Genomic DNA, 21,066 nt, shown 5'->3' with positions numbered 1-21,066 from the left:
CTACGGCTTCTTCCCTTCGGCCGGCTTCGGCGCGTCGGGCTTGGGTGCATCCGCCGGTTTCGCGAACTTCGCGTCGTCGACGTCGACGTTCGTCTTGGTCTCGTCGACCTTGATCGTGAACCGGCCCTGCGGGCGCGCCACGGTCCAGGTCTGCGCGACCTTCACGCCGCCGTCGTCCTTGTAGTCGTCGTAGTCGATCTGAGTCGGGTTCCGGCCGAGCGGGGTCTCGATGTAGCGCTGGAGCCGAACGAGCAGGCCGCTCTGCTGGTCGAGGTAGAGGCGGAGCGGCGGCTGGCCCTCGTTCCGCGCGATGACCATCCACACGTCGTGGCCGTTGACCTTGTCGGACGGCGCGACGTCGAACTTCGTGTACATCTTCTTCACGTCGGCGGCGAAGGTGAGATCCGCGTCCATCTTCGCGTGCGCGGCCTCGTCCGGCGACATGTCGCGCGCCGGGCGGCCGGGGTTGCCGAGCCAGCCGTTCTTCCCGTCGAACGCCGTGATGTTCGCGCCCTGGCCCATCTGCACGTACGCCGCGCGCTTGTCCGGCGCCTTCGCGAAGATCTCGACCGGCATCGTGCGGCCGCCGAACCCGCTCATCGTTCCCTTCTGGTAGCGGCTCTTGACCTTGGCGAGCGCGTCCGCGCCGCCGACCGCGGCGACGTACTTGTCGAGGAGCGCCTGCGCCGCGGGCAGCGACTCTGGCTTGACCGGCGGCTGCGGCGGCTTCGGCTCGGTGTCCGGGATCGCCGGCACGTTCGCGACGTTCGTGCTCCCGTGATGGCAGGTGAAGCACGTCACCGCCTTGTGCCCGTCGAAGTTCGCCTTGTTGATCTCGTTCATCATCTTGATCATCTCGCGCGCAGTCTTCTTCTCTTCCTTGTCGTCCTTGTCGAAGCTGCCGCGGACGTGGCAGAACTCGCAGTCGGCATTGAGCGCGTTCGAGATGAACTGCATCGCCGGGACGACCTGATCCGCCGGCACGCCCTTCAGGACCTGGATGTTCATGTACTCGTCCTCGGCCTTCTTCACCGGGGGAGCGGTGCTCTGGGCGAGGGCGACCGAGACGAGGACCGCCATCGCGGCGACCGCGATGAGCGCGCGGAACGTGAGACCGGAACGAGACATGGGGGGCCCCTTTTGAAGAATTGAAGCGCCGAGGATACCAGAGCGGAAATAAGGGGACAGGCACCGATTTCGGCCGGACGAGACGCGCCGCAGATCCGTCCCTCCGAAACTCGGGTACTGTCCCCCCATGCCCCGTGTCGTTTACAACTCGGATCGCGGAAGGGTCTGCCCGAAGTGCGGATGGCCGGAGGCTGGATGCCGCTGCTCTTCCGGTGCGGAGGAGGCGGTTCCGGACCGGATCGTGGCCAAGGTCCGCATCGAGAAGGCCGGACGGAGCGGAAAGACCGTCACCGTGATCGACGGCTTACCTCGGAATCAGGGCTTCGTGGCCGCCCTCGCCCAGGAGCTGAAGCGCGCCTGCGGCGCCGGCGGCAAGGCCGGCGACGGCGCCATCGAGCTCCAGGGCGACCTCAAAGAGCGCGTGCGCGAGCTCCTCTCGAAGAAGGGATTCGTCGTCAAGGGATGAAAGTCTTGGAAGTGAGGATGAGCCTGAGATCGTTCATCGCGTTGATCGTCAGGCTTTTCGCTCTCTCGCCCTAGTTCCTGGTGTCCCCGTTTAGAGCTGGAGGTCGTAGATCAGGAAGCTGGGGCGGCCGTCGGGAAGGTAGACGGTGTGGGCGGGCTCGCCGCGATGCCACTCGCCGGGGCGGGCGATGATGAGCACGTGGTCCTGGCGCGCGTCCTTGCCGAGCTCGCGGAGCGGCTCGGCGTCCTCGGGTGTGAAGATGAAATGGATCTTGCCGACGGAGCGGACGAGGTCGGTGTCGCTGCGCGGCATGACGACTTTCTTGTCCGCGAACCAGCGCTTCGGGTCGTAGCCGAGCTCGACGAGCGCGAGCACGAACGGCTGCTCCATCGCGGACGAGGACGTCATCGAGATCCACACCCCGTCGGCGCCGTCGAAGCGCGGCTTGACCCAGTCGAGCGCCTCGAGAAGGTCGACGTTGAAGTATTGCCAGGTGTTCACGTCGCGGTTGTAGGCCGGTCCGTAGAAGATCCGCGCGAAGCGCGCCGTGGAGAACGTCGCCCACGCCGCGAGCACGCACGCCGCCGCGATCGCCACGACACGCTGCCGCTGACGCAGCGCGCCCCACGCCCAGGCGGCGCCGAGGCCTGCCGCGAGCGCGAGCGGCACCATGCCGGGGGCGGTGCGCAGGAGATGCGGGCTCGGATGCTGCGCGAGCGCATCGGCGAGCGGGTAGACCACGAGCATCGCGGCAAGTGTTCGCGCCGAAGGGTCTCGGCGGTACGTGAGCACGATCGCCGCGAGTCCCGCGAGGAGAAGCGGCGCGGTGTAATCGCGTAGAGGCCCCGATGAGGGAAGCGTGTGGAGCGGCCACTCGTCGCCGTGAACGAAGAGGAAGTTCGGGCCGAGGCTGCCGGGGTAGCGCGCGAGGACTTTCCCCAGGGCAACGGACGTAGGGTCGTTCGCCGACCAGCTCGCCTGTTCGCGAGCGCGCTTGCCGATCGTGGGGTCCATCAGGTGGCGCGTCGCCAACGGACCGAGCGTGACGGCGAGGCCGAGGAGGAAGCCGGCGAGCGCGCGGCGGCCGTTGCGGCTTGTCGTGAACCTGGCCACGTTGCGGCCGTTCAGCAGCGCGGCGAGGACGATCGAGATCGGAAGGAAGACGCGGACTGCGAGGTAGCCGTAGCACGCGAGCCCCGCGGCGAAGCCGGCCACCGTCGATCGCCAGGCGCTCGCCTGCTCGGGATCCCGCGAGGTGAACGGCAGGCCAGACGAGGCCATGAGCGCGATGGGGAGCGTGACGAGGATCGGGACGATCCCGGATTCCTGTCCCCAGCGGCTCAAGAGAAGGTGCCACGGCATGAGCGCCAGGACCGTCGCCGCGATCAGGCCGGCGGTCTTGCCGAACATCCGCGCGCCCGCGAGGTAGAGGAAGAGCACCGACAGCGTGCCGGTGAGCGCCGAGGGAAGGACGGTCGTCCTCGCGCTCATCCCGAATGCCGCCTGGAACGGGAGGAGGAAGTAGTAGAAGAGGGTCGACTGCCCCTGGCCGAACCCGCGGCTCGTGAGCACCGGCCACGACTCGCCGTTCCAGTCCTTGCCGGTCGCGAGGAGACACTGCACGTTCCACGCGTTCGACGCGGCGTCGGGGTGGAGGCCGGGCGGCGCCGTTCCGGGGCCGGCGAAGCGCATCACGGCCGCGACGACCACGATCGCGGCGGCGATCCACCGTGCGTGACGCTCCACGAAGCTGGGCTCGCTCATACGAACTTCTTCGCCTTCTGCCACAGCGCGTCGATCGGCATCGTCATGCGGCGGCAGATCCAGATCGGGTTGTCGTCCTCGAACGGCATGCAGAGATCGCAGTGGAACGTCTCGCCGAGCGTGACCGAGCCGAAGATCGTCTCGAGGGTCTCGCGATTGTCGCCGATGACGATCCAGGTGTTCCCCGCGCCGCAGCTCCCCGGCCCCCACATCCAGTACGCGTTGTGGCCGGAGATCGCGCGCGGGAGGCCGAGCGCCGGACCGAAGCGATCGACGGCACCTGCCTCGCCGTAGTTCTGCCCGAAGATGCAGAGGTGGTCGCGCTCGTCCGGCGGCAGGCCGTCACGGACGCGCGCGACCGTTTCCGCCAGCGCCTGCCAGCCGTGCATGTCGGCGAAGTGCTGCGGCAACCGCCCCATCTCGTGCCGCTCGCCCGAGTGCGGCTGGATGTGGAGCGCCTGCGCGTACGCAATGTACGTCTCCTCGGGGAGGAGGCCCTTCGTCGCCGGCGCCAGGAGTGCGCCGCCGATCAGCACGACGGCGGCGAGCGCGGGGCGCAGCCATCGCCACGCCGGCCGGCTCGCTGCGAGTCGCTCCCAGGCCACCGCACCCGCGGCGAAGAGCGCCGGGTAGATCGGTCCGAGGTAGTACGGCTTCGCGCCTGTGGCGATGAAGAAGACGAGGATGACGAGGTACGCCCATCCGATCGCGCGCCACGGGCGGAGCGCCGGTGTGACGAGAAGCGCGCCGACGCCGGCGGCCCACACGGGGAGGAGGAACGGGCCGGCGTGGAGGATCTGCTGCGAGATGAACCCCAAGGGCGTCTCGGCGGACATCTTGAAGCGTTGCGCGTTGTCCATGAACTCGCGCGTCGGCCATGCGTGAGCGAGCTGCCACAGCACGTGCGGGGCGAAGAGCGCGCCCGCGATCAGAGCACCGATCCATGGCCAGCGCGATCGCAGAAGATCGAAGCGGCGTGCGAGGAGAATACCGGCGGCGATCCCCATCCCGAGGAAGAGCACGCTGATCTTGTTCTCGAGGCCGAATCCGGCGACGGCGCCGAACGCGAGCCAGAGACGCGGGTCGGCTCCATCCAAGATCGCGATGAAGAGGCGCAGCATCGCGGTCCAGAACACCATATCGAAGGCGTTCATCGAGAAGAACGCGCCCTCCGCGAGCCCGAGCGGGAAGGTCGCGGCGCACAGCGCGGCGAGACGCTGCGCGAAGGCGCCGCCCGAGAGGGCGCGGGCGCACGACGCCGCCAGGTACGCCGTGAGCCCCGCGGCGAGCGCGGGAGCGATCCTCACCGCAAGGAGGGACGACCCGAAGACGGCCCGGAACGCCGCGAGGACGGCGATCGAAAGCGGAGGATGGTCGACGTATCCCCAGGCGAGATGATCCGCGCACGCCAGGTAGTACATCTCGTCGCGGAAGATGCCGTAGCCGCGGAACGTGGCGAGCTGGAAGAGGACGATCGCGACAGGGATCCCGTAAGCGGCGAGCCGGTCACGGGACGATGCTCCGGGAATCACGGGCGACAGGGTATCCTGGTCGGCCGATGAACGTCACGATCAACCATCGCGGCCGGATCGCCGTCGTCGCCTACGAGGGCTCGCTCACGATCGGGTTCACCGCCGACCTGCTCGAGGAAGGCACCGGCAAGGCGCTCCGCAGCGACGCGAAGGGGCTCGTGCTCGACCTCCGCAAGATGAGCCACCTCGACAGCGCCGGCATCGGCGTCATCGTCGGTTGCGCCAAGAAGGCGGGCGAGTTGGGGAAGGTCGTGAAGATCGTGCTGGATCGCGCGACGGTCGCGAGTCGCATCTTCAAGGTCACACAGCTCGAGCGCGCCTTCGAGATCTTCGATGACCTCGACGAGGCCGTCGCCAGCTTCGCGTAAGCGAGAACAAGGGGACAGCAAAATGGGGACATTCTGCTGTCCCCTTGTTCTCGCTTACAGCAGCTTGCGGATGTTGGCGTAGCCCTTCTTGAGGTCATCGGCGACCTGGCCGAGCGCGTCCTTGAGTGCGGGGCCTTTGACGTTCTTCAGCTCGTGCCACTGCGTCTCGAGGCGCTCCCACTCGGACTGGAGGTCCTTCCGCCCGAGGTTCATCTTGAGCCGCAGCTCGTCCCGCTCGCGCTCGAGCTTCGCCACCATCTCGTCCCACTCCGCCTTGAGCTTGTCGGTATCCATCGATCTCTCCTTCGCCGTTGTCCCGCAGGGGTTCGGGAGCCGTTCTCTCTCCAGGCTATCGCTTCGGAACCGCGGAGGCACGCGCCTCCGCGATTCGCGCCACGTCGCCGAGCACGATGAGGACGGTGCCCGACGACAGCGCTTCCTCCGGCTCCGGGCCGTAGCGATAGCTCGCGTCGCCGTCGCGGAGCGCCAAGGTCGTGAGACCCCATTGCTTGCGGAGGTCGAGCGCGCCGAGGGTCTTGCCGATCCAGGGCGATCCCGCGGCGAGCGGGATCTCCTCGATGCGCACCGTCTGCGCGCGCTCCTTGAGCATCTGGTCGAGGAATCCGACGACGTGCGGCCGCACCGCTTCGGATGCGAGCCGCATGCTGCCGATCGCCGTCGGCGAGACGGCCGCGTCCGCTCCCGCCTTGCGCAGACGGTCGGCCATCAGCGGATCGACGTGCCGCGCGACGATGCGGATCGAAGGGTCCTTCTGGCGGACGAGGACGGTGACGACGAGGTTGTCCTTCTCGTGAGGTAGCGCGGTGACGACGCACGCCGCGCGGTCGAGCCCCGCGCGCTCGAGCGTCGCGAGATCGGTCGCGTCGCCTTCGACGGTGGCGAGCGTCGGCCGGTCGGGCAGCGCCTCGAGGCGCTCGCGCTTGAGGTCGACGACCGACGCGGTTGCGCCCGTCCTCCCCAGCTCGGCGACGACGAGCGTGCCGGTCTCGCCGGCGCCGCAGACGAGGTAATGCCCCTGGAACGTCGCGATGCGTTTTTCCATCCTCCGCCTCCGGAAGATCGACCCGAACTCGCCCTGGACGATGACCGCCGTCGCGAGCGAGATGACGTAGACGACCGCCGCGAATCCTCCGACGAGGACCGCGATGTTGAATGCCCGCAAACCGGCGCTGTGCGAGGTGTCGACGATCTCGTGGTAGCCGACCCCCGACAGCGAGATGACGACCATGTAGAGCGCGTCGAGCCACGGGACGTGCGCGAACAGGCGGAAGCCGACGACGGCGAGCGCCGCGAACGCGGCCAGGAGGCCGACGGCATGCACGAGTCTCCGGCGAAGCTCCACGCCCATTCCGCTCCGTTGAAGCGCGCTATTATGAGGCGGCACGGTCTTCCGACGAAAGCGAGCGCCCATGGCCGAGACGGCCCAGAGGCTCCGGCTCGTCCCTTCCGAGGGCGATGGAGATCTGCGCGCCCGGGCGACGTTCGCCGTTCCCGCCATCGACGACGTGGAGCGCGCGCTCGGAGTCCTCGAATCCGCGGGTCGCGTCGCGCCGAGACACCTCTCGTCGGACGAGCGCGAGGAGCGCTGGCTCGACACCGCCGACCGCCGGATCGCCGCCGCCGTCCGCCTGCTCAGGGTCGAGAGCGGCGGGATCGCGCGCCTGAGCCCGCTCGGGACGCCGCATCCCGTTCCCGCGGACGACGAGGGATCCGTACAAGCCTCTTCTCCGGTGGCGCCGGGCGAGCCGGCGCGGGCCGAGGGAGAGGTCGGCACGCGCGTCGCAGCGCTCGCCGGGCAGCGCCTGCTCGAGACGGTCGCGACCGTCCGCCTCCAGCGGCGTCGCGGTGTCGTCCGGGACGGTGACCGCCGGCTCCTCGTCGAGCTCGACGAGCTGCGGGCGGCGCAGCCCGGCGAAACGGACGGGCGGGTCGCGGCCCGGCTCACGATCCGCGGCACCGACGACGCCTCGGTGGCCTCCTTCGCCGCCGCGCTGAGCGAAACGTGCGCGCTCACCCCCGCGCCGCCGTTCGCCGCGACCGCGCGCGACCTCGCGGGCGTCGAGCCGCCGGGGATCGATCTCGGTCCCACCGAGCTTCCGCCGCGCCCGTCGCTCGCCGAGCTGGCCTTCGCGACCCTCCGGTCCGACGGCCGTGATTTCCTCGCCGTCGAGCCCGCCGTGAGGCTCGGCGACGATCCCGAGGCGGTCCACGACATGCGCGTCGCCGCGCGGCGTCTCAGGGCCGCCCTCGGCCTCTTCGAGGAGGCGCTCCCCGCGCGGGCGCGCGCGCTGCGCCGCGAGCTGAGGCGTTTCGGTGCCGCGCTCGGAGGCGTGCGCGACCTCGAGGTGCAGCTCACGCAGCTCGCCGCGTGGCGCCGGGACAACCCGCGGTCTGCGGCCGCGGCGTTCGACGCGATCGAGGGCGTCCTGCGGGTCAAGCACGCCGCAGCCCGCCGGAAGCTCCTCCGGGTGCTCGAGGCAAAGCGATACGGGCACCTCGTCGTGCACCTGACCTCGCTCTTGACCGACGGACCCAAGCGTCGGCCGGCCGCGGGGCGTCGCGCGGCGGTCGCCGAAGCGCCGCGCCTCATCCGCAAGCGCTACCGCCGGCTCCGCCGCGTCGGCGATCCGCTCTCGCGGCGGTCGGCACCGGCCGAGCTGCACGAGCTCAGGATCGCGTGCAAGCGCCTGCGCTATGCGCTCGATTTCTATCAGCCCCTCTACGATGGCGCCGTCGCCGCGATGATCGACGGGGTCAGCGGGCTCCAGAATCTGCTCGGCCACCATCAAGACATGTGGGTCGCGATCGGACATCTCGAGGCGCTGGCGCAAAGCAGCCGGCGGAAGCTGCCGCCTCAGGCGCTGTTCCTGATGGGAGCGATCTCGGCGCAGTGCGAGCGGCGTGCATCCTCGCTCCGGCGCTCCTTCTCCAGGAAGTACCGCAAGGTCGGGGCCCGCCGCAAGCGCGCCCTCAAGGCCGCGCTCGACGACGCGGCGCCTAAGCGCGCGACGAAATCGCGTCCGCTGCCTTAGACTTCCCGGATGCTGCGTCCCATCCTCGCGCTCCTGGCGGCCCTGGCCGCGCTCGCACCGGTTGCGGCCGCGCCGCCGGAGAACGAGCACCGTATCGATCTCGTTCCGATGATCGGCATCCGGAACGGCGCGACGCTCGAGGCGGACCAGCCCGGCATCGCCCCGGCGGAAGCCTCGGCCACCGCCTCGTTCGGACTGGATGCCGACTTCTACGTCCGCCCCGACGCATGGTTCGAGGTCTTCGCCGACTTCCAGAAGCTGACGTTCGACGCCGACCCCGCGATCTTCGGCGCTTCGCACTTCGACATGCGGGTCGACTACCTCCAGTTCGGCGGCGGTTACGAGCCGACCCAGGGGGCGATCACCCCGTTCGTGTCCGCCGCCCTCGGCGTCACCCGCTATGGCGCCGACACCGGCACCGTCGATCACACGCTCGGCTTCTCCGGCTCGATCGGCGGCGGCTTCAAGACGGCGATCGGCAAGCGTCTCGCGTTCAAGCTCGAGGTCCTCGGGTACGGGACGATCAACGACGCCGCGCTCGCCGTTAACTGCGGGCCCGGCTGCGACGTGCGCTTCGCCGCCGGCGGCTGGTACCAGTTCGAGGCAAGGGCCGGCCTGGCGATCCGGGTCCGCTGACACCCCCCTCACGGGACAACCGGGCGAACTGCGGTTAAATTGTGTGGCGCCATGGATTTCAACGCATGACGGGGTGGCAGCGCCTGGAGCGATTCTCCTGGATCGTGGGCGTTTCCCTCCTCGCGGCGTGGGCCGGCCTGCGCGGCCTGAGCACCTGGGCTTCGGCGCGGGCCGTCGAGGAGTTCGAGCAGCGGCTCGCCCCCTCCGACATGTCCCAGTGGTCCGACTCGCGGCGCCATCATTACGAAGAGAGCCTGGGTCAGGCGTCGGCACCGGCGATCGGCGTGCTGACGATCCCGAAGGTCGGCCTCAAGGCTCCACTCTTCGAGGGAACTGGAGACCTGGCGCTCGATCGCGGCGTCGGCCACATCGACGGCACGACCGCTCCCGGGGAATCCGGCAATGTCGGGATCGCCGGGCACCGTGACGGCTTCTTCCGGGGTCTGAAGGATCTCGGCATCGGCGACGTCATCGTGTTGAAGACGGTGGGAGAGACCGCGACCTACGTCGTCGCGGAGACACGGGTCGTGGCGCCCGAGGATGTCTCGGTCCTCGCGTCGACGCCGGTGCCTTCCTTGACCCTCGTGACCTGTTTTCCGTTCTACCACGTCGGCCCGGCACCGCAGCGCTACATCGTGCGCGCCGTGCGCCGCTGACGTCCGGGGAGGATCAGATGAGGCTCGGCAGGACGGTCGTGGCCGCGGCGTGGAGCGCCGCGGTCCTCTTCGGATCGGCGATCGCAGCGACCTACGACGTTCACGACGCGGAGGTGATCTCGGTCAACGACAACCGCGTCATCGTGCGCGAAGGTGATCACGCGTTCGACTACACGGTCGGCAGCGGCGCGTCGTTCACCGCCGACGGCGCACCCGGCAGCCTCTCCGTCCTCCGGCCGGGGATGAAGGTCAGCGGCACGCTCGGCACCACAGAACCGGTGCGGATGAGTGTCGTCGATCTGCGCGGCGCGCGCGTCGCCTACACGATGGGCGGGCACCTGATCGTCGCCGGCGACTCGGACAACGAGTATCGCGATTTCACGGACGGGACGACGGGGGGGACCGGCATCCTCATCTACCGGGCCGGCCAGATCGTTCCGTTGGCGGCGTTCGTCGCCGGCGACAAGATCACGGCGGCGGTCGTGACCAAGTTGCCCCCGAAGGCGATGTCGGGGTCGGACGTCGAGACGTTCGTCGATGTCGAGAAGCACAGGCCCGTGCCCCTCAGGTCGATCGCGAACACACCGAAGGTGAACCGCTTCTCCTCCAACATCGCCCGCCAGCCCGAATCCGCACCCACGGACGCCGCAGGCTCGACCGGATCGGCCGCGACGGCTCCGGCCGCGCACGCCACCACGCCTCCGGCGACGGCCCCGCCCGCGACGGAGCCTCCGCATACGGCACCGGCCGTTGCGCCGCCCGCCGCGACGCCGAAATCACTTCCGAAGACCGCCGGCGCGCAGCCGGTCCTCGCGCTCGCCGGCCTTCTCTTCGCGGGGCTCGGTGCGTTCCTCACTCTCCGGCGGCGGCTCGGCACGCGGGCATGACCACGATCCCGCCCGAGCACCGCACGCTCGCGGCGCTGACCCATCTCTCCGGGCTTTCCGGTTACCTCGTGCCGTTCGGCGGCGCGCTCGTTCCTCTTCTCATCTGGGTCGTCAAGAGCGATACACCGGTCATCGCGTCGATCGCGAAGCAGGCGCTCTTCCTGAACCTCGTCGTGTTCGGCCTCGTCCTGTGCACGGCCGTCCTGTGGTTCACCGTGATCTTGATTCCCGCGGTCGTCGCCTTCTGGGCCATCCTCGGACTCGCGGCGATCGCGTTACCGATCGTCGGAGCGATCAAGGCTTACGACGGGACGTACTTCCGGTATCCCGTCATCGGTGTCACCCCCTAGCCCTTCCGGGCTTCCCGTTCTCGACTTTCCTTCGCGGCGAGCGCGCGCTCCTGAGGAAGAACCGCGCGCTCAGCCAAGAAGCGTTGCGCAGAGGCAACCGTCCCGGGGCCTCCGCGAGCGGCACGGCATCCCATTTCCCTCGATGATGGCCGGCATGCTCGGAGTCATCTCGAGGCACCGCACGCTGCGAGCGCCGGCTGACGCCGGCTGGCTGCACGTCATGGGCCGCACCGATCCCGGGCGCGGCGGGGCGGAGGCGGTCGTGTGCCTGGCCGGGGCTTGCAGTCGCCTCCCGGTCGACGTGCATGCGTACTGTGTCCTGCCCCGGCACTTCCACATCCTCGTACGCGCTGCGCTCCGTCCCGCGTACGAGGCGGCGCGCAGGATCGCTCCGCCCACGGACGCCGCGATCAAGATCATCGGCATCACCTTCGGGCGCCATCTCATGGAGGTCAGCCGCTACATTCATCTCAACCCGGTCGAGGCGGGCGTCGCCGCGCACGCCGCCGACTGGCCGTTCTCGAGCCTTCGCTCGTACCTCGGCGATCCGGCGGCGCCGCGATGGCTCGTCACTCAAGCGGTGCTCGGCCGGTTCGGCACGATCGGTGCCCGTCACCGGTATCGGGCCTACGTCGAAGCGGGGCTCGATCGCGGGACACGCGACGCGAACGGACGCCCGCGGTGGGACGCGCTCTTCGCAGCCGGGTCCGGCCTCGAGAACACCGCCTGGAGGGTCGAGCCCGTGCTCGCGCCTCGGCGTCCCGCGCCGGCGCACTCGACCATCCCCACGCACGCTCCCTGGCCCAAGCCTGCTCTGGCGCACGCGGTCGCTTCGAGGTTCAGTGTCCCCGTCGCGGCGATCCGCTCCCCGCGCGAAGGCGGTCCCAAGGCCGCGCTCGCACGCGGCGCCTTCATCCATGAGGCGCGCGCCGGCGTGGACATTCGTTTGACTTCGCTCGCTCGATGGCTCGGATACCGTTCGGCCGCCGGCGCCTCCGCCGCGGTAGATCGGTATCGTCGTTCGTGGAAACCCGCTCCGTCGCGGTGCTGCCCGAATTCTCCCGGGGTCTCCGTCGCCGCCCCGTGAGTCACTCGTAGCGACCCTAGGAAGCGCGCGTTAGCGCCGGCCGGTCAGCGCCGCGCGGGCCGCCGCCAGCTCTCTCGCCTTCGCCTTGTCGACCTTCGGATACTCGAGCTTGAGGCTCGCCAACGTATCGATCACCGCCGCTGCGACGACCGCTCGCGTGTACCACTTGTTGTCCGCCGGCACGACGTACCACGGCGCCGACGAGGTCGCGGTCTCGCTGATCAGGTCTTCGTAGGCGTGCATGTAGTCGTCCCAGTGGCCGCGCTCGGCCGCATCGGTCGCGGAGAACTTCCAGTTCTTGTCCGAATCGTCGAGGCGCGCCATGAATCGCTTGAGCTGCTCCTTCTTCGAGACGTTCAGGAAGAACTTCACGACGGCGACGCCCTGGCGGGCGATGTAGCTCTCGAACGCGCGGATGTCGTGGAAGCGCTCGCTCCAGATCCTCTTGCCGACGAGCTGGGCAGGAATCTTCTGCTTGGCGAGAATCTCCGGATGGACGCGGACGACGAGCACCTCTTCGTAGTACGACCGGTTGAAGACGCCGATGCGCCCGCGCTCCGGGAGGCAGCGCGTCGTGCGCCAGAGAAAGTCGTGGTCGAGATCTTCCGCGCTCGGCGCCTTGAAGGAGTAAACCTGGCAGCCCTGCGGGTTGATTCCCGACATGACGTGCTTGATCGCGCCGTCCTTGCCGGCGGCGTCCATCGCCTGGAAGATGAGGAGTACGGACCAGCGATCCTGCGCGTAGAGCCGGTCTTGCAGCTCCGCGAGCACCTCGACCCCGCGCGTGAGCGCCTCCTTGGCTTTCGGCTTGTCCGCGGACTTCAGATCGCCCGTGTCTGACGGATCGAACTTCTTCAGCTTGAAATCCTTCCCGCGCGAGACGCGGTACGGATCGCAAAGCTCATGGCACCGCTGAATGATCTTCTTCAAGTCGTCCATCGGGGTCTCCTCATTCTTCTCCTGAACCGCGCCCCACCTCTCTTGCTCAAGCCCGTCTCCCGTGCGGTCGTGCGCTACACTGCGTCGTATCGCCCATTATCGCGGAGGAACACGTGATGCACGACGACAAATCGCTCCGGATCATCGCTTTCGGCGCGGCGCTGGCCCTCGGCCTGGCGACGCTCGCGACGGCGCAGGACAAGAAGGAAGAGCCGGCGCCGGCGCCGCCGCCCGCGGCGGCCGCAGCTTTGCCTTCGGCGCCCATGGTCAACGACATCAAGATCTACTTCGACGACAAGGCCAAGAACGACGGTCAGCTCCTCTTCCACTTCACGCCAGAAGGCGGCACCGCGAAAGAGATCCGCGTGACGATCGCGAAGAAGATGGGCGCTTCGGAGGTGGCGAAGGACGCCGAGAAGGAGCTGAAGGTCGCGCTCGGCGAGGCGTTCAAGGTCGACCGATACGATCCCGACAAGATCAAGATCGAGGGGAAGAACAAGGCGAAGTTCAGCATGACGATCGCCTCGCTCACCGCCAACGGCCTCTCGGTGCGTCTCAAGTGAGGACGACGATGCGTCACGCTTCGGCCCTCGCGCTTCTCACCCTGACCCTCGCCGCGTCGTGCACGACCCGAACCGAGCTGGTGACCTCGTGGGCCGCGCCGGGCGCGTCCAAAGCGAGCGTCAAGAAGGTGCTCGTCCTCGGGATCTCCCAAGACAACGGTATTCGCCGCCGCTTCGAGGACGATTTCGCCTCGAGGCTCATCGGCCGCGGCTTTCAGGCGATCGCCGGCTACCAGTGGGTGCCGGACGCGTCGAAGCTCGACAAGGATGCGCTCGTCCAGCGCATCCGCGCGGAGGGTGTGACGCACGTCCTCGTCACGCGCCTCGTCGGGAAGAAGACGGTCACCACCGACGTCCCGACGACGGTGACGACGGTCGGCTACGCGCCGTACGGACCCGGCTATTACGGCGGCTGGGGAACTTACTGGAGCGTCGGCTACGGTACCGTCGTGTCGCCGGGGTATACGACCGTCAACGACGTGGTGACGCTCGAGACCAACTTCTACGACGCGTCGAAGGGCGACAAGGACGCGCTCGTCTGGACCGGGCAGACCGAGACGTGGATGGATGACGGCGGCGGCACGCAGCAGAAGATCGACAGCGTCATCAGCAAAGTGGTCTATGAGATGAGAGCGAAGGGAATCATCTGAGGAAGTCGGTAGTCTCGAGTCGATCGTCCGACTAGAAAAAGGCCGCACGGCATCGCCGCGCGGCCTTTTTCTTTCTCAGAAGCGATAGCCGACGAGGATCGGCAGCATCTGGGTGGACGGATGGCTCGCCTCCATCCAGTGGTAGCGCGCTTCGACGTAGAGCGTGCCGTGCCCGACCGGGAACGTGACGCCCGCTCCAGCGCTGTACGTGAACTTCGTCACCGTGTCGTCGGCGACGATGGCTTGGCCCGCACCGTATCCGGGGTAACAAAAGCCGGTCCACGGGTCGCACCAGATTCCCGAGAGGGGAACGGTCGTCGTCAAGTTGCCGTAGCGGCGCATGCCGCCGAATCCCGCGGCGACGTAGCCGCCGACGCCGCCATGACCGCCGAACTCGTACATGAGCTCTGCGGTCAGCGTGCCGAGGCTCATGTTGCCGTCGTTGACGAGGAGTCCGTTCGACTGCGCGACGTCGATCGCGTGACGGTTCGCGTCGAACCAGTTGAAACCGAGGTCGAAGCGGAGCGCGAGCGGGAGCTCGGGCGCGGGACGGAAGATCGCGCCACCCGAGATGTTCCAGCCGTCGTTGGTGAAGTCGCCGGTCCCGCCCTCCGAGAGGACGTAGCCGCCGGCGATGTAGCCTTCGACTTCCTTCTTCGACTGCGCCTCTGCTTGCGTCGCGACGCCGAGGGCGATCGCGCCGAGGGCGGCGACTCCGAGCCAACGATTCATGACAGTCTCCTCTTCGTGTAAGAAAAACTTGGTCCCCTTCGATTACCGCTTCGCTTCTTCCCTCATCATGTAGATCTCCCACAGATCGCGCGAGGTCGTCCGCAGGAACGGCTTCATCGTGAGCTTGCCGACGGTGCCGATGCTGCGCTCGAGGAAGTCCAGCTCCTCGAGCTTCGCCTTGTCGTTGCCGTCGAGGACGACCGGGAACCCGGCCTCGCGCATCATGAGGAGGCCCTTCGCCCGGAGCGACAGCTCGAGGTGGAGGCGGAGGTAGCAGAGCATGTCGACGAGGACCTCGCCCGGGAAGCGCGAGCGCAGCTCGCCGAGGTAGTTGCCGACCGGCGTGCCCGACACGTGGCCGGAGAGCACCAGCTCGAGGAGCTCCGTGTCGGCGTCGAAGCCGACGTTCAGCCACTGCTCGAGGGAGCGCTCGCTGCGACGGAAGATCATGTAGGCGAGCGGCGGGAGGAAGAGCACGATGACCGCCGCCTGCGTCACCGGCGCCAGGAAGAAGCTGTTGAAGAACGAGTGGATGAGGATGGCGACCGCGATCGCGGCGGCCCACGCACCGGCGGTCGGCCAGCGTCCGCGCTCGGTGAGCGCCTTCCCCACGATGCCGACGATCGCGGTACAGCCGCCGTGCATGATCGCGGTCCCGAACCCGCGTACGAGCCAGAGGCTCCACGAAGCATCGGTGAGGGTCGACCAGTAGACGACGTTCTCGACCAGCGCGAAACCGGTGCCGATCGCGAACCCGTAGATCGCCGCGTCGACGAGGAACCCGATCCGGTTCGCGCGCGCGAACCCGATGATGAGGAGCGCCTTGACGGATTCCTCGACGATCGGGGCGATGAAGCGCGAGTAGCCCTCGTACCCCACGGGAATCGCCCCGCCGAGCGCCGTGTTGATGCCCCAGCAGACGACGGCGAGAACGCAGCCGCCGACGAGCGCGCCGGCGACGAACCGCTTCCGGACGAGCTTGTAGCTGTCGAGGTAGATGAGCGCGCCGAGGAAGAACAGGACGGGCAGGAGCCCGACCGCGACGGTCACGGCATGACCTTGAGCGAGACCATCGCCTCGTGGCGCGGCGCGTGGCCGTCCTCGAAGGCGGCGGCGTAGCCGAAGGAGAGGGTCATGTCGAGGCGCGAGAGATAGGTGAACCGCATGTCCATCTGCACGCCGGCGTCGGCGACGTTGTTCGAGATCTTGGCCGTGAACGGCTCCCAGTTACCGCTCGGCCCGATATCGTAGAACGTCCCGTTCTGGTGGTCGAAGTTGGTCGCCAGGCCGCCCGCGAAGAGGGCGGTGCGGATCCACGACGCGTAGAACCCCGGCGTGCCGAAGCGGCGGAAGCGGATCGGCGGGAGGTTCCACTCCAGCATCGACTTCGCGAAGGTGCGGCCGCCGATCTCGTTGATCGCGAGGCCGGGGAACGAGAAGAACTCGCGATAACGCTTGATGTTTCCGTTGTCGACCCAGTTGTTCCCGAAGGCGCCGAAGAAGAAGTTCGCGAACGGGCTCGTCGGGTCGCCGGTGCCGCCGCCGGCCGCGCTCCGGAGCCAGATCGACGAGTGCTTGAGCGGGAGCTGGAACCCGACGTCGAAGGTGCCGAGCACCTGCGGGTAGAAGCCGCCCGCCGGCGCGGTCGTGGTGTTGCAGTTGTTGAGAGGCTGGGCGATGTTCGGGGTGCAGTTCGGGTTCGGCGTGTAAGTGCCGGAGACGTAGAGCGAGGCGTGCTCACCCTTCTCCTCGTCGACGCGCCCGAGGCTCGCGCGCGCGTTGTCGAACTGGAACTTCGCGAACAGGGTGGCGAGCGTGGACGCCGGTGAAGCGACGTTCTGGTAGTAGGGCAACGTGTCGAGGTTTCCGTAGTAGGCGCCGTCGACCGTGACCTGGAACTGCCGCGGGTTGTCGCGGTAGAGCATGTGGTTCCACGCGGCGCGCAGCGAGTACCCTTTGCGGCTCACCTTCGTCGGCCCGAAGAGGTCGTAGAAATCACCGGCGTTGTACTTCGCGTCGACCTTCCAGTCGTAGCGCTTGTACTCGAGCTGCAGGTGGAGGCGCTCGTCGGTCGCCAGCGCCTGGTCCGGCGAGTAGCTCGCCCACAGCGTGAACCGGTTGATCCCGATCGGATCGGTGAAGTTGAATCGCATGCCGGCAGCGGCGGAATCCTTGTAGCCCTGGAGGATCGGATAGAACGACTCGGTGCCGATGTCGCGCCACTTCGCGTAGGGCTCGCGCGCGACGACGAGATCGTCGAACGGAATCCGCGCCGGCGAGCCGACCTTCCACTCCTTGACGATGGGGTGGGTCTCGACGAGCTTCGTCCCGAGGAACGTGATCGCGCTGACGTCCTCGATCGGCTTCGGGTCGATCGTCGACGCGACGAAACCGTCTCCTGTGTAACGGAACACGAACATCGAGCCGTCGGATCGCAGGAGCGGGTGGAAGAAGCCGGTCTCCGCGTTCGAGAGCGCGTCGAGCTTCTTCGTCGCCAGCTCGTAGCGGAAGATGTTCGAGACGCCGGTGTAGTACGAGCTGCCGTAGAGGAACTTGCCGTCCTCCGAGAAGATGAAGTTCTCGGGGATGAACGTGTCGAAGTCGAACCTGGCAACGTCCTCGAGCCGACCTTGCAGAAGATCCTCGATCTTCATGACGTGGACCGCGTGCCGGCCGTCGATCCCGCCGAGGGACGCGGAGAGGAGCGTGCCGTCGGGGGAGATGTCGAGGTTGTAGGGGACCTGGCCGTAGGCGAACGAGACGACCTGCTGCCACTCCTTATAAGGGTAGGGCATCCGAGCCAACGTGCAGATCCCGTTGAAGTGACGGACCCCCCACAGCGACCGGTCGGTGCGGTCGAAGACCAGCTCGCCGATCCGGACGTCCTTCAAGAGGCGCTTCGTCTTCCCGGTCGCCGGGTCGAGCTGGACGACGTCGCGGAACTCGGTGTTGTCGGTCGAGTAGTAGAGCATCTTGCGATCGGGGTCCCACGCGAGCGAGGTGACGGTGAAGAGGACCGGACCCTTCACCTCGACGATCGGTTTCAGGGCGCCTGTCTCGAGCGAGATCGAGCCGATGTGGGCGACGAGCCCCGGCGCGTTGAACCCGACGTACATGACCTTCTTGTCGGGATCGACGAACTGGCGCGACACCGAGCCGAGCGCCCGCGGTGAGACATCTTTCGTGGGTGTCGTCGGGTACTTCCGGATCGCCGCGAGGTTCGCGTTCTGGAACTCGTGCTCGAAGGCGATCCACTCCGACCACGCCTGCGCGAGCGGGATCCCGAAGACGGCTTTGAAGTTCGTCGCGTACCAGGCGCGGCTGCCGTCGTGGCGGCTCACCCACTCGACGACCTTCTCGGGCGAGTAGTGGTAGCCGAGGTAGGTCATGAACCGGGTGCCGTAGAGGTAGTTGTTGACGTCGACCTGGAAGTCGATCTTGGTCCCCTCGGCGGCGAGGCCGAGCGGGTCGTAGATGCGCGCACCGTCTCGGACCTTCGAGCGGAAGACCATCTCGTCGTAGGGGCCCTGCGCCCGTCCCTGGCCGCCGGCCATCCAGGTCTCGATGAAGACGGCGATTCCCTCGAGGTACCAGCCGGGAGCCGACACGCGGGGTGTCGTCAGGTAGAAATAGCCGATCGATTCCGGGTCCTCGTTGTTGGGGAGGACCTTCCCCCCGAAGAACTTTCGCGCACGACGGTCGGGCTTCGCCGCCATGTCGGTCGTCGTGACGTGGATCAGCTCGTGGTTGAAGAGCCAGTTGAATCTCTCGTTCGTCGTCACCGTCTCGTACGCCGCGGAGAGCGGCGAGACCTGCATCGAGATGAAATCGCGCGGGACCGACGAGGCGCTCGCATTCCCCATGTCGGAGAAATCGTTGAGGAGGATGGTGACCTTTTCCGAAGGGGTGAAGTTGAAGAGCTTGTGGTCGAACGCGAGCGAGTTCGTGAAGCAGGCGCCGACGTGGGGGACGAGGTAGGTCTGGAACGGATCGAGGTAGAGAAGGCGAAGCTCTTCGGTCTCGACGGAGGAAAACTGAGCGAACGCTCCGGTGACCGCGCAGCCGAGAGTCAGTAGCCCGGCGGCCAAGAGCCGCGTGCCGCGGTCACCCATCGATCCGCCCCCCACAAGACGACAACGGGGGCGCGCCCTACCGGACGCGCCCCCGTTGTCACGGAAGCGGATTGTAACTCTTAAAGTCTTAGTTGCCGTTCTGCTTGGTGGCGTCGTCCCTCAGCGGCGAGACCTTCTGAGCCTCGTTCTGGAGGGCGTTCATCGTCGCCGCGTTCTGAAGGGCCTGGCAGAACGCCGAGTCCTTGAGCGCCTGCTGGATGGCCGGGTTCTCGAGGGCCTGCCGGACCGCGTCGCTCTGGAAGAGCTTGTGAGCATCGCCAACGGTGATGAACTTGTTCGCCGCGTCGCCAACGACCATCTTCTGGGCGTCGCCAACGACCATCTTCTGGGCATCGCCAACGACCATCTTCTGGGCATCGCCGGCAACCAGCCTCTGGCTCCGCGCGTCGCCGATGACCATTCTCTGGCTCTGCGCGTCGCCGCTTTCGATCAGCTTCCGCGCGTCGCCGACGCTCATCACGTGCTGCGCGCCGTTGTCGATGTTGCGGCTGCTGAATCCCTTGATCGCAGCGCCGGTCGAGTCGCCGGCCACCATGAGGTTCGTGCCGTCCTTCTGGAGCTTCTGCGCATCGCCCGCGCTCACCTTGGTGGCGTCGAGCGCGATCAGCCGCACGGCGTCGTTGGTGAAGAGCTGGCTCACCGCGCCGCTCGCGAAGAGCTTACGGGCGTCGGGATCCTTGACGATCTTGTCGAAGGTGTCGCTCTGGATCCAGGTCGAGAGAGCGTCCGGCGCCACCTTGACATCGCTCGGAGTGATCTGGGTTTCGTGATAGCGGCTGGCACCCTGGATCGTGCCGGTGGCGTCCGCGGGCTTGGGCGGGTAGTTCTGGAAGAACACCACCAACGCGATCGCCGCGACCACGCCGCCGCCGATGAAGAAGAATTTCGCGGTCCCCCGATTTCCTCTGCTGCTAGCCATGTTCCGCCTCCGTGTTGTCGGACCTTTACGGCCCGTTACCACCTAACTTACCAACCAGTTCTCAAAAGGTTGGTGGTTTTCTTCCACCCACCCGCGCTCTCAATCGCGCCCTGGGATCCCGACGGAACCGCCGCCGCTGACGGCGCCGGTATTGAAGCTGACTGTCACCTGGGACGATTCGCCGGTTTGGGGGGTCAAGAAGAGAGTCACTCGCTGCGACGAGGTACTGTGCCAACGCACGGTGCCGTTCGCGGCCTCGAGCGGGCCGACCTCGCCACTCCGGTCCGTCCAACCGACGAATTTCACCACCGCCGGGTCGTAGGCAACCCGGACGTCGAGCCCCGAACCGGCGGGAAGATCGACGTCCAGGGCGAACGTCGTCTCGAGCTTCCGGAGAGTGGCCGTGCCGGTGATTCCGGCGCCGCTCAAGACGACCCGGCCCGCCTCGGTCCCGGCCGGCTTCGAGCCGATCGTCGCCGCGGCATCCCGCTCGACGGCGTCGAATGAGCCCTGCCCGGTGATGATGTGGAACCCGACGATCCCGATCATGGCACCTGCCGCCGCCGCGTAGGCGACCGGCAGAACGGTGCGGCTGGTGAGCCACGGCGGCGCGATGCGTTGCCAGAATCCCATGGAGCGACGGGCCTTTTCCGCTCGTACGGAGCGCATGATCCGCGCGCGCAGAGGCTCCGGCGGCGCCTCGGGGGCGACGCGCGCGAGCACATCTTTCAGGGCGGCGAGGCGCTCGTGCTCCGCCCGGGCTTCGGGGTTCGCGTCGAGCAACTCGCGCAGCCGGGCGCGGTCGGCCGGACTGGCGGTTCCGTCGATGTCAGCATGAATCAGCTCGTGGAGGTCCGTAGGGTTCGTCATGGCAACCTACCCTGGGCCGCGAGCAGCTCGATGAGCTGGCGTCGGGCGCTGGAAAGTCGGAGCTTTGCTGTCCTCGCAGGTGGCGTCTTGTCGGCGGGTCGTCCGCGCCGCGGCGGCTTCGATGAGCAGGATCTCGAAATCGTTTCCGTCTCCACTCGTGCACCCCTGAAGCAGCGCGTTATCGTCTCACGTTCCAAGTACACGCCGAGGGCCGGGAAGTTGGCCGGATGATCACATCTGGGCCGAATAAGCTCGAATTCTGGCGCGAAACGAAGAAAACTGCCGAGGGGGCAGATGGGCCGACCCTGCAGGCGATCCGCCTCATGAAAAGAC

21 protein-coding genes are annotated in these 21,066 nt (G+C 67.6%); 10 read left to right on the top strand and 11 right to left on the bottom strand.

Annotated elements, in window-relative coordinates:
• On the bottom strand, nucleotides 1-1,128 hold the full coding sequence (locus VFV19_05985) for a c-type cytochrome (protein ID HEX4823841.1): 1,128 nt from the start codon (nucleotides 1,126-1,128) through the stop codon (nucleotides 1-3).
• A gap of 127 nt (nucleotides 1,129-1,255) precedes the next feature.
• Between VFV19_05985 and VFV19_05980 the strand changes: the two genes are divergently transcribed.
• Complete coding sequence (locus tag VFV19_05980; protein HEX4823840.1) at nucleotides 1,256-1,594, top strand: hypothetical protein; 339 nt, start codon at nucleotides 1,256-1,258, stop codon at nucleotides 1,592-1,594.
• 90 nt (nucleotides 1,595-1,684) lie between these two features.
• Here the strand turns inward: VFV19_05980 and VFV19_05975 are convergent, their stop codons facing one another.
• Both VFV19_05975 and VFV19_05970 read right to left on the bottom strand, forming a co-directional pair.
• The gene (locus tag VFV19_05975) at nucleotides 1,685-3,358 is read right to left on the bottom strand and encodes a glycosyltransferase family 39 protein (protein ID HEX4823839.1); all 1,674 of its coding nucleotides are present in this window, start codon (nucleotides 3,356-3,358) and stop codon (nucleotides 1,685-1,687) included.
• The gene (locus VFV19_05970) at nucleotides 3,355-4,890 is read right to left on the bottom strand and encodes a glycosyltransferase family 39 protein (GenBank protein ID HEX4823838.1); all 1,536 of its coding nucleotides are present in this window, start codon (nucleotides 4,888-4,890) and stop codon (nucleotides 3,355-3,357) included. Before VFV19_05970 ends, VFV19_05975 begins: the two co-directional genes overlap by 4 nt.
• 26 nt (nucleotides 4,891-4,916) lie before the next feature.
• Here VFV19_05970 and VFV19_05965 point away from each other — a divergent pair, with 26 nt between their 5' ends.
• Complete coding sequence (locus VFV19_05965) at nucleotides 4,917-5,258, top strand: STAS domain-containing protein (GenBank protein HEX4823837.1); 342 nt, start codon at nucleotides 4,917-4,919, stop codon at nucleotides 5,256-5,258.
• 54 nt (nucleotides 5,259-5,312) lie between these two features.
• Here VFV19_05965 and VFV19_05960 read toward each other — a convergent pair whose 3' ends face one another.
• Nucleotides 5,313-5,552 (bottom strand): hypothetical protein, encoded by a 240-nt coding sequence (locus VFV19_05960; protein ID HEX4823836.1) that lies wholly within the window; start codon nucleotides 5,550-5,552, stop codon nucleotides 5,313-5,315.
• A 55-nt stretch (nucleotides 5,553-5,607) separates the two neighbouring features.
• The gene (locus VFV19_05955; protein HEX4823835.1) at nucleotides 5,608-6,621 is read right to left on the bottom strand and encodes a potassium channel protein; all 1,014 of its coding nucleotides are present in this window, start codon (nucleotides 6,619-6,621) and stop codon (nucleotides 5,608-5,610) included.
• A gap of 67 nt (nucleotides 6,622-6,688) precedes the next feature.
• On the opposite strand from VFV19_05955, the gene VFV19_05950 reads away from it, so the two are divergent.
• The 6 genes from VFV19_05950 to VFV19_05925 all read left to right on the top strand — a co-directional run bounded on the left by VFV19_05950 (nucleotide 6,689) and on the right by VFV19_05925 (nucleotide 11,927).
• A complete protein-coding gene (locus tag VFV19_05950; protein ID HEX4823834.1) occupies nucleotides 6,689-8,311 on the top strand; it encodes a CHAD domain-containing protein in 1,623 nt (540 codons plus the stop codon).
• A gap of 9 nt (nucleotides 8,312-8,320) precedes the next feature.
• Nucleotides 8,321-8,947, top strand: a complete 627-nt coding sequence (locus tag VFV19_05945) for a hypothetical protein (GenBank protein HEX4823833.1) — start codon at nucleotides 8,321-8,323, stop codon at nucleotides 8,945-8,947.
• Nucleotides 8,948-9,012: 65 nt separating this feature from the next.
• Nucleotides 9,013-9,603, top strand: coding sequence for a class D sortase (locus VFV19_05940; GenBank protein ID HEX4823832.1), 591 nt, complete (start codon nucleotides 9,013-9,015; stop codon nucleotides 9,601-9,603).
• A gap of 17 nt (nucleotides 9,604-9,620) precedes the next feature.
• Nucleotides 9,621-10,490 carry an LPXTG cell wall anchor domain-containing protein gene (locus VFV19_05935; GenBank protein ID HEX4823831.1) on the top strand — a complete coding sequence of 290 codons (870 nt, stop codon included), beginning with the start codon at nucleotides 9,621-9,623 and terminating at the stop codon, nucleotides 10,488-10,490.
• The gene (locus VFV19_05930) at nucleotides 10,487-10,840 is read left to right on the top strand and encodes a DUF4870 domain-containing protein (GenBank protein HEX4823830.1); all 354 of its coding nucleotides are present in this window, start codon (nucleotides 10,487-10,489) and stop codon (nucleotides 10,838-10,840) included. The genes VFV19_05935 and VFV19_05930 overlap by 4 nt, the downstream gene beginning before the upstream one ends.
• A gap of 154 nt (nucleotides 10,841-10,994) precedes the next feature.
• A complete protein-coding gene (locus VFV19_05925) occupies nucleotides 10,995-11,927 on the top strand; it encodes a hypothetical protein (GenBank protein HEX4823829.1) in 933 nt (310 codons plus the stop codon).
• A gap of 30 nt (nucleotides 11,928-11,957) precedes the next feature.
• On the opposite strand, the gene VFV19_05920 is transcribed toward VFV19_05925, so the two are convergent.
• A complete protein-coding gene (locus VFV19_05920; GenBank protein HEX4823828.1) occupies nucleotides 11,958-12,866 on the bottom strand; it encodes a polyphosphate kinase 2 family protein in 909 nt (302 codons plus the stop codon).
• 113 nt (nucleotides 12,867-12,979) lie between these two features.
• On the opposite strand from VFV19_05920, the gene VFV19_05915 reads away from it, so the two are divergent.
• Nucleotides 12,980-13,429, top strand: a complete 450-nt coding sequence (locus VFV19_05915; GenBank protein ID HEX4823827.1) for a hypothetical protein — start codon at nucleotides 12,980-12,982, stop codon at nucleotides 13,427-13,429.
• Nucleotides 13,430-13,437: 8 nt separating this feature from the next.
• Nucleotides 13,438-14,079 carry a hypothetical protein gene (locus VFV19_05910; protein ID HEX4823826.1) on the top strand — a complete coding sequence of 214 codons (642 nt, stop codon included), beginning with the start codon at nucleotides 13,438-13,440 and terminating at the stop codon, nucleotides 14,077-14,079.
• A 75-nt stretch (nucleotides 14,080-14,154) separates the two neighbouring features.
• Here VFV19_05910 and VFV19_05905 read toward each other — a convergent pair whose 3' ends face one another.
• The 5 genes from VFV19_05905 to VFV19_05885 all read right to left on the bottom strand — a co-directional run bounded on the left by VFV19_05905 (nucleotide 14,155) and on the right by VFV19_05885 (nucleotide 20,733).
• A complete protein-coding gene (locus VFV19_05905; GenBank protein ID HEX4823825.1) occupies nucleotides 14,155-14,811 on the bottom strand; it encodes a hypothetical protein in 657 nt (218 codons plus the stop codon).
• Between the two features lie 42 nt (nucleotides 14,812-14,853).
• Entirely contained in the window at nucleotides 14,854-15,861 is a 1,008-nt protein-coding gene (locus VFV19_05900) for a PrsW family glutamic-type intramembrane protease (GenBank protein ID HEX4823824.1), read from the bottom strand.
• Nucleotides 15,858-18,923 carry a hypothetical protein gene (locus VFV19_05895; GenBank protein HEX4823823.1) on the bottom strand — a complete coding sequence of 1,022 codons (3,066 nt, stop codon included), beginning with the start codon at nucleotides 18,921-18,923 and terminating at the stop codon, nucleotides 15,858-15,860. Before VFV19_05895 ends, VFV19_05900 begins: the two co-directional genes overlap by 4 nt.
• An 88-nt stretch (nucleotides 18,924-19,011) precedes the next feature.
• A complete protein-coding gene (locus VFV19_05890; GenBank protein ID HEX4823822.1) occupies nucleotides 19,012-19,863 on the bottom strand; it encodes a hypothetical protein in 852 nt (283 codons plus the stop codon).
• 99 nt (nucleotides 19,864-19,962) lie between these two features.
• Nucleotides 19,963-20,733, bottom strand: coding sequence for a hypothetical protein (locus tag VFV19_05885; protein HEX4823821.1), 771 nt, complete (start codon nucleotides 20,731-20,733; stop codon nucleotides 19,963-19,965).
• Nucleotides 20,734-21,066: the final 333 nt, after the last annotated feature.

This window comes from Candidatus Polarisedimenticolaceae bacterium (assembly GCA_036275915.1).
Classification (GTDB): domain Bacteria; phylum Acidobacteriota; class Polarisedimenticolia; order Polarisedimenticolales; family DASRJG01; genus DASRJG01.
Note: the sequence above shows the minus strand (reverse complement) of the source record. Positions and strands in the feature narration are given on the sequence as shown.

Excerpts from the sequence above, each read along its gene's own strand:
- VFV19_05985 (HEX4823841.1), bottom strand. The coding sequence starts at position 1,128 with ATGTCTCGTTCCGGTCTCACGTTCCGCGCGCTCATCGCGGTCGCCGCG.
- VFV19_05980 (HEX4823840.1), top strand. The coding sequence starts at position 1,256 with ATGCCCCGTGTCGTTTACAACTCGGATCGCGGAAGGGTCTGCCCGAAG.
- VFV19_05975 (HEX4823839.1), bottom strand. The coding sequence starts at position 3,358 with ATGAGCGAGCCCAGCTTCGTGGAGCGTCACGCACGGTGGATCGCCGCC.
- VFV19_05965 (HEX4823837.1), top strand. The coding sequence starts at position 4,917 with ATGAACGTCACGATCAACCATCGCGGCCGGATCGCCGTCGTCGCCTAC.
- VFV19_05960 (HEX4823836.1), bottom strand. The coding sequence starts at position 5,552 with ATGGATACCGACAAGCTCAAGGCGGAGTGGGACGAGATGGTGGCGAAG.
- VFV19_05950 (HEX4823834.1), top strand. The coding sequence starts at position 6,689 with ATGGCCGAGACGGCCCAGAGGCTCCGGCTCGTCCCTTCCGAGGGCGAT.
- VFV19_05945 (HEX4823833.1), top strand. The coding sequence starts at position 8,321 with ATGCTGCGTCCCATCCTCGCGCTCCTGGCGGCCCTGGCCGCGCTCGCA.
- VFV19_05940 (HEX4823832.1), top strand. The coding sequence starts at position 9,013 with ATGACGGGGTGGCAGCGCCTGGAGCGATTCTCCTGGATCGTGGGCGTT.
- VFV19_05935 (HEX4823831.1), top strand. The coding sequence starts at position 9,621 with ATGAGGCTCGGCAGGACGGTCGTGGCCGCGGCGTGGAGCGCCGCGGTC.
- VFV19_05930 (HEX4823830.1), top strand. The coding sequence starts at position 10,487 with ATGACCACGATCCCGCCCGAGCACCGCACGCTCGCGGCGCTGACCCAT.
- VFV19_05925 (HEX4823829.1), top strand. The coding sequence starts at position 10,995 with ATGCTCGGAGTCATCTCGAGGCACCGCACGCTGCGAGCGCCGGCTGAC.
- VFV19_05920 (HEX4823828.1), bottom strand. The coding sequence starts at position 12,866 with ATGGACGACTTGAAGAAGATCATTCAGCGGTGCCATGAGCTTTGCGAT.
- VFV19_05910 (HEX4823826.1), top strand. The coding sequence starts at position 13,438 with ATGCGTCACGCTTCGGCCCTCGCGCTTCTCACCCTGACCCTCGCCGCG.
- VFV19_05905 (HEX4823825.1), bottom strand. The coding sequence starts at position 14,811 with ATGAATCGTTGGCTCGGAGTCGCCGCCCTCGGCGCGATCGCCCTCGGC.
- VFV19_05895 (HEX4823823.1), bottom strand. The coding sequence starts at position 18,923 with ATGGGTGACCGCGGCACGCGGCTCTTGGCCGCCGGGCTACTGACTCTC.
- VFV19_05890 (HEX4823822.1), bottom strand. The coding sequence starts at position 19,863 with ATGGCTAGCAGCAGAGGAAATCGGGGGACCGCGAAATTCTTCTTCATC.
- VFV19_05885 (HEX4823821.1), bottom strand. The coding sequence starts at position 20,733 with ATGACGAACCCTACGGACCTCCACGAGCTGATTCATGCTGACATCGAC.